Raw genomic sequence first — 14,041 nt, 5'->3', positions numbered from 1 at the left:
TGGATTAACCCAGAACTTTGATGTTGGAAGCCTGAAGGCCTTTTTTACCCTGGGTGACGTCGAAGGAAACCTTCTGGCCGTCTTGCAGAGTTTTGAAGCCGTCAGCTTGAATTTCGGAGAAGTGCGCGAACAGGTCGTCGCCGTTGTCGTCCGGAGAAATGAAGCCGAAGCCTTTAGTGTCGTTAAACCACTTAACGGTACCAGTTGCCATGATCGAAATCCTCGATTTAGCTTAATGTAGAGCCGGGTAATACCCGAGTTGCAGTGGGTAGAACAAGAAACTTTCACCAGACTCAACGCTAGAGCGTTTCGATACTGCTGACAACGTTCGACTTGCTAACCAACTGCATGCAGCATGCGCTTAACGACGCCGCACGTCAACACTATGATGGAAAAAAAAGTCAATGCAATGAATTTTCTTTCAAAATCCATCCCGCCGCCTTTTCGGCGATCATCAACGTCGGAGAATTGGTGTTTCCACTGGTGATGGTCGGCATCACGCCCGCGTCCGCGACCCGCAATCCCACCACCCCACGCACCCGCAATTTTTCATCCACCACCGCCATTGGGTCATCACGTTTGCCCATCCGCGTGGTGCCGACCGGGTGAAAAATCGTCGTGCCAATATCTCCCGCTAGCCGCGTTAGCTCGTCATCCGTTTGATACTCAACGCCCGGTTTTACCTCTTCAGGTGAATATTTAGCGAAGGCAGGCTGTTCAGCGATACGCCGGGTCACCCGCAGCGAATCAGCCGCCACCTTGCGATCCTCCGCCGTGCTGAGATAGTTCGGCGAAATCGCCGGTGCCTGACGCGGGTCGGCGCTTTTCAAACGCACCGTTCCTCGGCTGGTAGGGTTCAAGTTGCATACGCTCGCGGTAATGGCCGGATACGGATGCAGCGGCTGCCCAAAGGCCTCTAGGCTGAGCGGCTGAACGTGATACTGAATATTGGGGTACGGCTGATCGTCAGAACTGCGGGTAAACGCACCAAGCTGCGAAGGCGCCATGCTCATCGGCCCGGTGCGCTTGGTCACGTACTCCCAGCCAATCCCCGCCTTGCCCCACAGCGTACTGGCAATAGCATTGAGCGTTTTGGCATGACTGACACGATACACCGAGCGAATCTGGAGATGATCTTGCAGGTTTTCACCTACCCCAGGCAGGTCGTGCACCACCTCAATGCCGTGTTCACGCAGATGCTCAGCAGGCCCAATGCCCGACAGCTGTAAAAGGTGGGGAGAGCCAATGGCCCCCGCACACAGCACCACCTCTTTTCGCGCCTGTACGCGCTGGATTTTGCCGCTGCGCACCACCTCTACCCCCGTACAACGAGGCGCTTGTGTATGATCGAAGCAGAGCCGATTTACCTGGGTGGAGTGCCAAAGCGTCAGGTTGTCCCGCTTTAGCGCGCTGCGCAAAAACGCCTTGGCGGTATTCCAGCGCCAGCCGTCACGTTGGTTTACCTCAAAATAGGCAACCCCCTCATTACTCCCCCGGTTGAAGTCATCGGTGCGGGGGATACCCGCCTGCACCGCTGCTTCGGCAAAGTCATCCAGCACTTCCCATTTCAGGCGCTGCTTCTCAACTCGCCACTCGCCGCCATGGCCATGAAAAGCGCGGTGAGTCTCATCACCGTCGCTGCCTTTATCCAGCCGGTAGTGGTTTTCGTGTTTAATAAAGTCGGGCAGGCAGTTCTCCCAACGCCACTCGTCGCTGCCGGTGACCTCTGCCCAGTGGTCATAATCCCGCGCTTGGCCGCGCATGTAGATCATGCCGTTGATGCTAGAACAGCCTCCCAGGGTTTTCCCCCGAGGATAGATCAGCGAGCGGCCATTGAGCCCTTTGTCCGGCTCGGTGCGAAACAGCCAGTCGGTGCGCGGGTTATTAATGCAATAAAGGTAGCCCACTGGAATATGAATCCAGTGGTAGTTATCCCGACCGCCTGCCTCAATCAGCAGCACCCGATTATTGGGGTCGGCGCTCAGTCGATTGGCCATCAGGCACCCTGCGGTGCCTGCGCCAATCACGATGTAATCAAATGCTTCTGCGGTGGGATGAGTGGTTGTATTTGTTGGCATGGGCTTGGCTCCCGTAACGGTCAGGCGCTACTTCGCCGTCGGCATCACAAACTCTGCACCCGCGTCGATGGAGTCCGACCAGCGCTGCATGATCGACTTCTGCTTGGTGTAGAAGCGCACACCCTCTTCGCCATACGCGTGGGTATCGCCAAACAGCGAGCGCTTCCAGCCGCCAAAACCGTGCCACGCCATAGGCACCGGAATCGGTACGTTGATACCGACCATCCCCACCTGAATACGGCGGCCAAATTCGCGGGCAACGCTGCCGCTTTCGGTAAAGCAGCTCACCCCGTTGCCAAACTCATGGTCGTTGATCAGTTGAATGGCGGTCGCCACATCCGGCACGCGCACGCATACCAGCACCGGGCCAAAGATCTCCTCTTTATAGATGGTCATCTCCGGCGTGACGTGGTCGAACAGCGTGCCGCCCATCCAGAAACCGTCTGCACAGCCCTCACCCGCTTGAGTGCTATCAAACTCGCGGCCATCGACGATAAGCTGCGCGCCTTCTGCCACGCCCTTTTCGATGTAGCCGGTGATTCGTTGATGCGCTTGGCGGGTCACGATGGGCCCCATTTCTGCATCCAACTGCATGCCATCTTTGACTTTCAGCGCCTTAGCCCGCTCGGTGAGCATCGGCACGACTTTATCGGCCACATCGCCGACCAGCACGGCCACGCTAATCGCCATGCAGCGCTCGCCCGCACTGCCGTAGGCTGCACCAATTAACGCATCCACCGCTTTATCCAGGTGGGCGTCTGGCATGACCACCATATGGTTTTTCGCCCCGCCCAGCGCCTGCACGCGTTTGCCGTGCTTGGCACCGCGCTCGTAAATCAGGTTGGCAATCGGCGTGGAGCCGACGAACGACAGCGCTTTAACGTGAGGGTGATCGATCAGCGCTTCGACGGAGTCTTTATCGCCCTGCACCACGTTGAACACGCCATCGGGCAGGCCTGCCTGAGTTAGCAGATCCGCGATCATCAGCGAGGCGCTAGGGTCCAGCGGGCTGGGCTTGAGAATAAAGGTATTACCGGCGGCAATGGCGATGGGGAACATCCACATCGGCACCATCGCCGGGAAGTTAAACGGCGTAATACCGGCAACCACGCCCAGCGGCTGGCGCACGGTCCAGTTATCGATGCCGGTGCTAACCTGCTCGGTGTAATCACCCTTTAATAGCTGGGGAATGCCGCAGGCAAACTCGACAATATCAATACCCCGTGCCACTTCGCCCTGAGCATCGGTAAATACCTTGCCGTGCTCTTTGGTGATTGCTTCGGCCAGGGCATCTTTATTGGCGTTCAGCAGCTCCAGGAATTTGAACATGACCCGAGCGCGACGAATAGGCGGTGTATCGGCCCAGGCTGGAAATGCCGCCTGGGCGGCTTGCACGGCGGTGTCCACATCGGCGGCCGAAGCCAGGGCAACGCGGCCAGTGACCTGCCCGGTGGCAGGGTTGAAGACATCCTGGGCGCTGCCGGAGGCGCCTTCGCTGCGTTGGCCGTTAATAAAGTGGTGGATGGCGTTGGTTGTCATTGTCGCTACCTTTATAACAAAAGCTTAAGTGATCGGAGGATGATCACTAGACTACCCCGCCTAACAGGCCAAGCAATTGAGTAATTTTTAACCCAGATATAAGCTTTGCTAATAACACAACAATGAAGGTTCACCACCATGCAGGAGTACGCCACGCTGCGGGCCTTTGTGGCCGTTGCCCATACCGGCAGCGTCTCAAAGGCGGCCGAGCAGCTCCATTTGACCCAGCCCGCGGTTAGCCTAAAGTTGAAGCAGCTACAGCTGCATCTGGGCCTAACGCTGTTTACCCGCCGCCCACAAGGGTTAACGCTGACTGCCGATGGTTACGCCTTGCTACCGGCCGCTGAAAATGCCCTGGCCAGCGCGCTGGCCTTTGAGCAGAGCGCCAGCGCGTTACACAGCACGCTGCGGGGCAAGCTGCGTATTGGCACCATTGTTGACCCGGAATTTATTCGCTTGGGCGATTTTCTCAGCCGCTTGATGGCCCGCGCGCCACAGCTGGAAACCGAGCTTCACCACGGCATGAGCGGCAGCGTATTGGGCAGTGTGGGACAGGGGGAGTTAGATGTAGGCTTTTTTCTCGCCCCGCCCGACGAAGGCACCGGCCATCCTGACCTCGAGTGGCGGGAGCTAACCCACTTTCACTACCACGTGGTGGCACCGCCGGGCTGGGAAGCCAAACTTGCCGATACCCGCTGGGAAGCGCTTGCGCAACTGCCCTGGATTGTGACCCCCGCTGTGTCAGCGCACTCCCGGCTACTCAAGCGAGCGCTGGCCGCAAGCGGCGCGACCCCGAACCGTGTTGCCCAGGTCGACCAAGAGGCGTGTATGCTGGATTTAGTCAGAGCAGGCGTGGGCCTGAGCCTAGCGCGAGACGCGCTGGCCATGGCCGAACGCCAAGAGAGCGGCTTGGCGGTGGCGGACAACGTTCGCCTGCCCTGCGCATTAAGCCTGATCTGGCGCAGCGACCGCGCCACCGAACCTACAATTAAGGCGGCGCTGGACACCCTCGATACGGTATGGCCGCATCGTCTAAGGTCGCTGTAAGGAAGCGGAACCTCTCGACACTAATGGACTCAATAACGAGCTTTGATTCGTCACCGCCACCGGAGTGTTTGCAATGATCCGATTTCCCCATATTCGCCCTTTAACCCTGTGCGTGATGGCCGCCGCCGGTCTGGCAAGCACATCGCTCCACGCGCAGTCCAATAGCGAGGCGACCTTTGCTGGCGGCTGTTTCTGGTGCATGGAACCGCCTTACGACAAACAGCCGGGCGTGAGCGCCACCATATCCGGCTACATGGGCGGCGAGCTTGAGAATCCGACCTACGAGCAGATCTCCCGAGGCGGTACTGGCCATGCGGAAGTCGTGCAAATCGAGTATGACGACAGCCAAATCAGCTATGAACAGCTGTTGGAGATTTTCTGGCGGAACATAGACCCCTTCGCCGTCGACCGCCAGTTCTGCGATAGCGGTGATCAGTACCGGTCGGCGATCTTTTATCATAATGATGAGCAGCGGGCCTTGGCCGAAGCGTCAAAAGCCGAGATGGAAGCCCGTTTCGATCAAGAGATAGCGACTCAAATCGTTCCTGCCAGCGAGTTTTGGGCAGCCGAGGAGTATCACCAGGATTACTACGAAAAAAATCCGCTGCGCTACAAATTCTACCGCCTGAGCTGCGGTCGGGATGACCGTCTAGAAGAAGTGTGGGGCGAAGAAGCGGGCGGCCCTACTGTCGAGTAATCTCACCCCGTTAGCCTCAAAACGCCAAGGCGGTTGATTCGCCTTGGCGTTTTTTATGGAACGATTCCCTATGCGCCCTGCCCTACTAGCAGGTTTATATGATGGCGACTCATTCATTTGGGCAAACCGCCATTTTTCTACTAAGGTAGAAAGTCAGCATTAATAGACCAGTCGGCTAAAGGGCTGCTCTATCTGATTAAACGCCCCGTTGATCTAAAGATAGGAGATCTTATGAGCAACACCATTACGACAGTGAACCCGACCACCGGCGAAACGCTTGAGACCTATACGCTGATGGATGAAAGCCAGGCCAAGCAGGTAGTCGAGGCCAGTCATGAGGCGTTTCTGGATTGGCGGCTCAAGCCGCTCGAGCACCGAGCCAAGGTGGTGAAAGCCATTGGCGAAGCAATGAGCGCGCATAAAGAAGAGCTTGCCGACCTGATGGTCAAAGAGATGGGCAAGCTGCCCTCGCAAGCGCGCCAGGAAGTGGATCTTTGCGTCGGCATTTGTGATTACACCGCCGAGCATGGTCCCACCAAGCTGGCCGATGAAGAGCGCAAACCCGGCAATGGCGAGCGCGGCATCGTCACCTACTCCCCCATGGGCGTGATTTACGGCATTCAGCCGTGGAACTTCCCTGCTTACCAAGTAGTGCGCTACTCCATCGCCAATATTATGGCGGGTAACAGTGTGCTGCTAAAACACGCTGAAAACGTGACGGGCAGCGGCCTGCTGCTGGAAAAAATCTACCGTGAAGCGGGCCTGCCGGAAAACGTTTTCCGTACGCTCGTCATTTCACACGATGTGTCCGACACTGTCATCGCCCATAAAGCCGTACGTGGCGTGACCTTGACCGGTAGCGACGGCGCTGGCCGCAAAGTGGCCGCTAAAGCCGCCGAGCATCTGAAAAAGACCGTACTAGAGCTAGGCTCCAACGATGCCTACTTGGTGCTGGACGATGCCGACCTGGACGTGGCGGTGGATACCTGCGTGACTGGCCGCGTCTTTAACGGCGGCCAAACCTGTGTGGCGGCAAAACGCTTTGTGGTCACCGAGAAAAACTATGAAGCGTTCAAAGAGCGCTACGTGGCGCGCATGAAGGACTTGAAAGCGGGCGACCCGACCAAAGAAGATAGCGACCTAGGCCCGATGGCCCGTGTCGATCTTCGCGACGGCCTTCACGAGCAGGTGGAAGAGAGCGTGCGTAAAGGCGCGAAAATCCTCTGCGGCGGCGAAAAACCAGAAGGTAAAGGGGCGTTCTACCCGGTAACCGTGCTGGATAACGTCACCCCCGGCCAGCCCGCCTACGACGACGAGCTGTTCGGCCCGGTTGCCGCGTTGATTCGCGCCAAAGATGATGAAGACGCCATGCGCATCGCCAACAACAGCCGCTACGGCTTGGGCGGCGGCATCATCTCCAAAGATGTGAAGCGTGCCACCGAGCTTGCCAGCAAGTATTTTGATACCGGCATGGTGTTTATCAACGGCTTTGGTGTGGCAACGCCTGAAATGCCGTTTGGCGGCGTGAAGGATTCAGGCTATGGCCGTGAGCACGGCGGCTTTGGTATGCACGAGTTCGTCAACGCTAAATCGGTGATTGTGGTTCAAAGCTAACATCATCAAGCCCATCGGCTCACGATGGGCAAACCCACAAAAACGCCGCAGTGTCGTTTCACGACCTGCGGCGTTTTTATAGGTAGCGTATTTTAAAAGCAGCGTTAGGCGATTTGCCGCCGACGCTGCCATAGCGTCACCAACAGTGCCACTACCAGCCAACTTACCAGCGCGGCAATCACGTCATCCAACACAATGCCCAACCCGCCGTTAACGTATTCCGCTAAATGAATAGGTGGCGGTTTCAAGCCATCGAAGAAGCGGTAGACGCCAAACGCCAAGGCCAGTACCAGCGGATGGCGAGCGGCTGTTAGCCCCAGCACTACCAGCGGGAAGGCGACGTACTCATCGGCGACAATGCTACCGTGATCCAAACCATCGTAGTGCCACGCCGCGATATGACACACCGGCACCGCGGCCACCAGCATCAGCGCGATGATGGCAGCCTGCTGCCCGGTCGGGCGACCCAAGAGCCACCACGCCAACGGCAAGCCAATCAATGAACCAAAGGTGCCTGGCGCAACGGGCGCTAGCCCTAGCCCAAAGCCGGTCGCTAGCCAAAAATTAATCGTATCGAACATTAGCCAGCCTGCTGTGCCTGACGTTCAAGCTCTGCCGCCATCTCTGGCGTTAGGTTTAGCGCGCTGGCGAGTTGATCCAACCATGCCCGCTCCATGGGGTTTTGGTCGTCAATTACTGCCACGCTGATCAGGTACATCTCGCGGGCCGCCTGGGGGGAATCCGCCTCACGGGCGAGTGCCTGGGCATCCAGCGGTGCTTTTAACTGCTGTTCCACCCAGCGGTGCATCTCCTGATCCGCGCCTAGGGCATCAATCTGATCGGTGATTAGCGCCTGCTCCTGCTCATCGATATGACCATCCGCCCGGGCGGCCATGATCATTGCCTGCAACAGCTCCAGGCTGCGGCGCTCTTGATACTCACCGCTCAGCACCTCGACGCGCTCGCCTTCTGATGAGGATTGGGTCGCCGCTCCTTTCTTTTCCTGCGAGCTTTGCCACGCTTTCCACGCCAGCATGCCTACACCCGCAATCGCGCCATATTTCAACGCTTTACCGCCCATGCTACGGCCACGTTTGGAACCCACCAGCATGCCCATGGCACCGCCGCCCAGCAGGCTTTTCACATCAAAACCGCTGGAACCGCTGCTTTGACGTGTACCTTGGCTGCTATTACCGCCTAAATGGCGGGAGAGCCCATCAATCACACCTTTGACATCCATGCCGCCGCTGCTGCCTTTGCTACCACTGGCCTGGCTCATCAGCTGCTGTAGAATTTTGCTTGCGTTCATCCTTGCACTCCTCAATAAACATTCGTTCGACGGGGCAAACGCGGGTCGTTTAACCCTTGTTATAACGCATGCTACATGAATGCAGCATGAATTAACCCCGCGCTAGCGCTTAGCTCAACGCCCCTTTCACCGCGACCGAACTGCCATGACGGCTAGCGCTCACCTCAATACGAACCGGCATCTGCTCTTTGAGTTCGCTGACGTGGGAAATAATCCCAATCATGCGGCCGCTCATTTGCAGCTCGCTCAGCATGGCAATGGCTTGATCCAGGGCGTCTTGGTCCAGGCTGCCAAAGCCTTCATCAATAAATAGCGTATCGAGCTGAATACCACCCGCGTAGGCCTGCACCACATCAGAAAGCCCCAGCGCCAGCGACAGCGCCGCCATAAACGACTCCCCACCAGAGAGCGTAGCCACCGGGCGATTTTTGCCTGTGTAAGTATCAGCCACGTCTAGCTCTAAGCCAGACGCTTTATTGCCTTTGGAGGGGTCTTCCCGGCGCACCAACTGGTAACGCCCGCGGCTCATGCGCACCAAACGTTCGGATGCTTGAATCAACACATCATCCAGCAGTACGCCCAGCACGAAGCGCTGAAGGCTGATGCGGTGGCCGGTGCGGCCATTGGCGACGTCGCTCAGCGTGCCCCACAGCTGGTATTGGGCTTCCAGCTCCGCCTGGGAGGCGTGGGCAGCCGCCAGCTTTTGGTGAATGTTTTGCAACGTGGTTAATCGCCCATCCAGTTGCCGCCAGGTCTCTAGCTGGCTGTTTTCTTGAGCCTGTGCACTTTCAGCCTGGGCAGTCAGTGCGGCGAGATCCGGCGGCGTTTTTTCCGCCAGCTGGGTTTGGTAATTCTCTAGCGCGCCCTCAAGCTCGGCCAAGCGGCGTTGATACGCCTCCACCCGATGCGTCAGCTCATGCCGCTGGGCATCATTCAGTTGGGCGGCCTGATATTCCGCCTCATCACCAAAGGGGCTAGCCTGCAGCGCCGCCTGCCACTCGGCGTGAGCCTGCTGAAGCGACTGCTCGCTACGCTCGACCCGCTCGTTCGCTCCGCGTAACTGCTCTTCCGCCCGCGCCAGTTGGGTCTGGCGAGTCGAAAGTGCTTGTTGAGCGCTCTCCCAGGCCTTTTCAAGCTGGGCGATGTGCTGCTCCAGCTCAGCCAGGGTTTGGCGCATTGCCTCAGGATGCCGGGCGTCTTCCGGCAGCGATTGGCTCAGCTGATCACGCTGGCTCTCTAGGCGTAACGCGCTCTCTTTCGCCTTTTCCACCTCAGGACGCTGGGCTTTAAGCTGCTTATCCAGCGTGCCCCAATCACATCGCAGCGACTCCCGGGCAGCGGTTTGCTGGCGAATCTCGGCCTCAACCTGCTCCCGGCGCTGTACCTGTTGGCGCAGGTCTTCATAGGCCTGTTGTAGTGCAAGCAGCGGCTGGCTAGCCCACTCCCCCAACTGCTGGGTAAGCCGCTGAGCCTGCTCGGTGTGGCTGTCGATGTGTTGAGCGAGCTGATGGTGGTGACGCTCTGCACGTTGCAGTGCCTGGCGCGCCTGTTCTTGCGCCGCTCTAGCGTCTTCCACCTGTGCCTGGGTGACCAACTCGGCGCGATTTATCGCTGGGGCGGGATGCTCCAGGCTGCCACATACCGGACAGGGGGAATTCTGCTCAAGGGTCAGCGCTAACAGCGCGGCCTGGCCCTGGTGCCAGCGCATCTCCTGCTCAGTGGCGTAGCGTTCGGCACGCTCGGTCTCGCCTTGTTGGTGGCTGAGCGCGTTTTTAGCCTGCTGCTGTTGCGTGATCAACGCCTGGCGCTGCTGGGTGAGTTCATCCAGCTCTTGGCGCAGGGCTAGCAGGTGGTGATGGCGGCTTAGCTCAGCGGGGGCGCTCGCCAGTTGCTGAAACTCACTCTGCAAGCGTTCCAGGTGAACGCCAATGGCTTCGCCTTGCTGGCGAATGCCATCTAGCTGCTGCTCATCGCGCTTAAGCGCCTCATCGGCTTGTTGCCAGGCAGTCTGAGACGTTTGAAAGTGCCGCTGCAGCTCACTGAGCTGCTGGCTCTTTTGAATAAACTCTCCCAGCTGACGGTGCCGCTCCCTTAGCTCAGGAAGCTCTGTCTGACGTTGGCGCGCCGATTCTAACGCCTGCTGCGCCTGCTCAGCGCTAGTGCGCTGCGTCGTTAACGCGGCGTGCGCCTGGTGCTGTTCCGCCTGAGCGGTGGCCAACGCCTGCTGCGCTTGGTCTAAAGCGGCTTTTTGGGGGCGCAGCGCTTGGGCATGGGCGCTTTGCGCTAACCGTAACTGGATGTTTTCGACCTCGCCGTGCTGCTCAAGATGGCGACCCTTATCGGCAGCCAGTGCGTCCCGCGCCTCGAATTGGCGCTGCAGCGCCAGGGCTTCATCGCGCTGCTGTTCGGCGCGGCGGCGTTGCTGCTGTGCCGTTTCAAAGCGCTCACGCGATTGGCCTACCTGAGGGGTGAGCGACTCCAGCTCTTGCGCCAACGCGGCTTCGCTCTCAAGCTCCCCCCCGGCAAGAATGCCATTGATATGCTGGCGATGATCGCTCACCGCCCGCTCGATTTGATTAGCCTGAGTGCGCAGGCGCTCTTCAATACGCTGGAACACCTGGGTTTGAAACAGCTGGGAGAAAATGACTTCGCGATCTTTGGAGCCTGCCAGCAGCAGTTCGCGGAACTTACCCTGGGGGAGTACCATCACCTGACGAAACTGATTGGCGTCTAGGCCTATTAGCGCTTGCAGCTCGGCCGTGGCGTCGGTGACCTTTCGCGCCACTAGGCACTCGTCCTCCTCACCTTCCGAAGTGAGTCGCCACAGCTGGGCTTCTGCGGTTTGTGTCGTTGTGCCTTCGCCGCTGGCCTTGGGGCGCTCCTGCAGAGGCACTCGGCGCACCCGATACATGGCATCACGCAGGCGAAACGTCAGGCTGACTTCGGTGAGCAGAGAGGCATCCGCCTGATCGCAGCGCATCTGGCCCGCGTCCCGCTCATTGCCGGTGGTTTGGCCGTACAAAGCAAAACAGATGGCATCAAGGATCGAGCTTTTGCCCGCGCCGGTGGGGCCGTTAATCAGAAACAGCGGGCTTCTGCCCAGCGCGGTGAAGTCGATGGTTTCGCTACCGGCAAAGGGGCCAAAGGCCTGCATGGTCAGCGTTAATGGCGTCATGCTTGGCCCTCCTGCTCGCGGCTCAGGGTAGTGATCAACTCGCTCATGGCACTGGCCTGGGCGTCGTTCATTGGCTCGCCGCTGGTTTGAGCGAAAAAGTCGCTGAACATATCCAGCGCGCTGAACGCAAGCTGCTCGCGGTCTAGCTGTTGGCGGCCTTTCGCTTCCAGCATGCCGGGCTTTTCCAGGTGTAGCACGTTGTGGTACACCGCCCGCAGTTTGCCCATGGGGTCGAGAATGGCGTGGCGGTCGGTGAGGCGCACCAGCAGGTAGTCATCGGCGTGGGGGTCAGTGGCCCCTTGGGCCAAAAGCTGGTCCAGCTCACCTTCCAGCACGCGCACGTCCCGGCGGGGCAGCAGCGGATGGTGGGCTATTTGGGTGACGCCTTCGCTGCCCACCTCAACAAAGGTGACGCCTTTGCGCTGGGTGGCTTCGGAAAAGCTGTACTTCAGCAGCGAGCCGCTATAGCGAATATGCTCGCCACCGCGAATCTGAGGGCCGTGAAGGTGGCCCAGTGCCACGTAGTCAAAGCCCTGCATGGGTTCCCAAGCCACGCTCTCCGCTCCGCCCAAAGTAAGCGGGCGCTCGGAGTCGCTGGCGGTTCCGCCATCCACAAAACAGTGGCTCATCAGTAGCGTCGGGCGCCCCGGCTGGCGCTGTGCCTCAATGCGCTCCAGCAGGTAGCGGTGGGCGCTGTCGAAGTCGCGCACGTCTTCGCCAAACTCGCTGCGTACATATTCCGGGTCGGCGTAGGGGATGCCGAAGACATCCACCGTGTCATCGCCAATCGTGAGCGTGACCGGCTGGTCGCAGGTGGCTAGGTCGGTGAGAATATGCAGCCCGGCTTGGCGCAGGTGGCGTGCGCCAAACCCCAGCCGCTCGGCACCGTCGTGGTTACCGGAAATCATCACGACTGGCAGGCCGCGCTTCTCGCACAGCTCGCCTAAGACCTCATCCAACAGCGTGACCGCCGCTGCTGGAGGCACCGAGCGGTCGTAAATATCGCCCGCCACTAGCACGGCATCCACCTGCTCGCGGTCGATGATCTCCAGCAACTGCTGCAACACATGACGCTGGTCTTCCAGCAGGGAAAGGTTGTGAAACAGCCGCCCTAAATGCCAATCGGCGGTATGAAGTAATCGCATGACAGGCTCGACACAGAAACGTTAGCTGCATCATAACAACCTGACACCGCGACGCTAGCGCTTAGGGAGTGATGGGCAGCCGCCGCTTGTGCGCCGAGCGCTGGTAGGTTTGGATAATGGTGGCACGGGCGCTCTCGCTTATTTGCTCGCCGGTAAGAAAGGCATCGATATCCGCATAGCTAACGCCCAGCGCTTCTTCGTCGGCGAGCTGTGGTTTGAGGGTTTCCAGGTCGGCGGTGGGCTGTTTTTCCACCAGCGCTTCCGGTGCCCCTAGCACGGCGCCGAGCTGCCGCACCTGGGCTTTGGTCAACCCGGTGAGCGGCGCAATATCGCAGGCACCGTCGCCATACTTGGTAAAAAAGCCCATCAACGCTTCGGCCGCTTGGTCGGTGCCTACCACCAACCCTGCGTTGGCGCCTGCTACGGCGTACTGGGCCACCATCCGCTGGCGCGCTTTAATGTTACCCAGCACGAAATCCCGCTGATGGGCGTTAGTAAAGCCCAGCCCACCGGCTTCAAGCGAGGCCAACAGCGCATCGCTGGCCGCCTGAATATTAACCGTCAGTACGTTATCCGGCTGGATAAACGCCAGCGCCTGCAGGGCGTCTTCTTCATCCTGCTGGGTGTCGTAGGGCAAACGCATAGCGTAGAAGTGCGCCTCGACTCCCTCTTGGCGGGCTTTTTCGACCGCTAGTTGCGCCAGCCGCCCGGCCACGGTGGAATCGACACCGCCGCTAATGCCCAGCACCAGGCTCTTCTGCCCGGCGCTCACTAGCTGGCGATATAAAAATGCCACGCGACGCTCCACTTCCTGCTGTGGGTCGATGGTGGGAGACACTTGCATCGCTGTCTGGATATGGGCCTGATTGGCTTGATGGTTGATAGCACTCACCTGCCCCTCTACTACGGCTGAGTGGTGCTCCGGTAGGCGCTTCAGCGCGTAGTGGGCGGCAGCTAAACGCACCTCGTTGCGGTCACCGGAAAAGCGCCGCGTCTCGGATATCAGGTAGTACTGCTGTTCGTGGTAAAACGCCCAGGCAAAACATACCGTACCTACTGGAATGCCGTCGTGGGGCTCTGGCCCGGCAATGCCGGTATTAGCCAGGGCCACGTTGGCATCGTTGTTGGTCAGCGCCCCCAGCGCCATCTCTTTGGAGGTGGCCTCGCTGGTTAATCCGCACGTCTCAATGGTATGGACGCTCACGGAGAGATAGCGTTGCTTCGCGTCCGGGGAGTAGACGGCCAAGCCACCATCTATTGATTGGCCGCTGCCGGGCACCCGCGCCAGTTCCGACACGATCAGCCCAGCCGTGCAGGACTCGGCGGTGGCGAGTTTCAAGGCGTGCTTTTGCAGATAGTCGCGGACATGTTCGAGCAGTTCCATTGCCATTTCCTTTTTTGGGGTATGCCTGCGTGTTGAAATCCCTCAAGCCACTA

At 59.1% G+C, this 14,041-nt stretch carries 11 protein-coding genes; 3 read left to right on the top strand and 8 right to left on the bottom strand.

What is annotated here, in order from left to right:
- Positions 1–4 precede the first annotated feature (4 nt).
- From QIT27_RS04675 to QIT27_RS04665, 3 genes are all read right to left on the bottom strand, one after another.
- Positions 5–211 (bottom strand): cold-shock protein, encoded by a 207-nt coding sequence (locus tag QIT27_RS04675; RefSeq protein WP_054641278.1) that lies wholly within the window; start codon positions 209–211, stop codon positions 5–7.
- 190 nt (positions 212–401) lie between these two features.
- The gene (locus tag QIT27_RS04670; protein WP_285263044.1) at positions 402–2,078 is read right to left on the bottom strand and encodes a GMC family oxidoreductase; all 1,677 of its coding nucleotides are present in this window, start codon (positions 2,076–2,078) and stop codon (positions 402–404) included.
- Between the two features lie 27 nt (positions 2,079–2,105).
- Positions 2,106–3,617: a CoA-acylating methylmalonate-semialdehyde dehydrogenase gene (locus QIT27_RS04665; protein ID WP_285263043.1), complete on the bottom strand. Its 1,512-nt coding sequence runs from the start codon at positions 3,615–3,617 to the stop codon at positions 2,106–2,108.
- Between the two features lie 138 nt (positions 3,618–3,755).
- Between QIT27_RS04665 and QIT27_RS04660 the strand changes: the two genes are divergently transcribed.
- From QIT27_RS04660 to QIT27_RS04650, 3 genes are all read left to right on the top strand, one after another.
- On the top strand, positions 3,756–4,664 hold the full coding sequence (locus QIT27_RS04660; RefSeq protein WP_285263042.1) for a LysR family transcriptional regulator: 909 nt from the start codon (positions 3,756–3,758) through the stop codon (positions 4,662–4,664).
- 73 nt (positions 4,665–4,737) lie between these two features.
- A complete protein-coding gene (gene msrA, locus QIT27_RS04655) occupies positions 4,738–5,361 on the top strand; it encodes a peptide-methionine (S)-S-oxide reductase MsrA (protein WP_285263041.1) in 624 nt (207 codons plus the stop codon).
- A 231-nt stretch (positions 5,362–5,592) separates the two neighbouring features.
- Positions 5,593–6,975, top strand: a complete 1,383-nt coding sequence (locus QIT27_RS04650) for an NAD-dependent succinate-semialdehyde dehydrogenase (protein ID WP_285263040.1) — start codon at positions 5,593–5,595, stop codon at positions 6,973–6,975.
- Between the two features lie 104 nt (positions 6,976–7,079).
- Here the strand turns inward: QIT27_RS04650 and QIT27_RS04645 are convergent, their stop codons facing one another.
- From QIT27_RS04645 to nadE, 5 genes are all read right to left on the bottom strand, one after another.
- Positions 7,080–7,556: a phosphatidylglycerophosphatase A family protein gene (locus QIT27_RS04645; RefSeq protein ID WP_285263039.1), complete on the bottom strand. Its 477-nt coding sequence runs from the start codon at positions 7,554–7,556 to the stop codon at positions 7,080–7,082.
- On the bottom strand, positions 7,556–8,284 hold the full coding sequence (locus tag QIT27_RS04640; protein ID WP_253017854.1) for a tellurite resistance TerB family protein: 729 nt from the start codon (positions 8,282–8,284) through the stop codon (positions 7,556–7,558). The genes QIT27_RS04645 and QIT27_RS04640 overlap by 1 nt, the downstream gene beginning before the upstream one ends.
- 109 nt (positions 8,285–8,393) lie before the next feature.
- On the bottom strand, positions 8,394–11,459 hold the full coding sequence (locus tag QIT27_RS04635) for an AAA family ATPase (protein ID WP_285263038.1): 3,066 nt from the start codon (positions 11,457–11,459) through the stop codon (positions 8,394–8,396).
- Entirely contained in the window at positions 11,456–12,604 is a 1,149-nt protein-coding gene (locus QIT27_RS04630; RefSeq protein WP_285263037.1) for an exonuclease SbcCD subunit D, read from the bottom strand. Before QIT27_RS04630 ends, QIT27_RS04635 begins: the two co-directional genes overlap by 4 nt.
- A gap of 61 nt (positions 12,605–12,665) precedes the next feature.
- Positions 12,666–13,988 (bottom strand): NAD(+) synthase, encoded by a 1,323-nt coding sequence (gene nadE, locus QIT27_RS17025; protein ID WP_350338752.1) that lies wholly within the window; start codon positions 13,986–13,988, stop codon positions 12,666–12,668.
- Between the last annotated feature and the right edge of the window lie 53 nt (positions 13,989–14,041).

Origin of the sequence: Halomonas sp. LC1 (genome assembly GCF_030247125.1) — a bacterium.
GTDB lineage: Bacteria > Pseudomonadota > Gammaproteobacteria > Pseudomonadales > Halomonadaceae > Vreelandella.
Note: the sequence above shows the minus strand (reverse complement) of the source record. Positions and strands in the feature narration are given on the sequence as shown.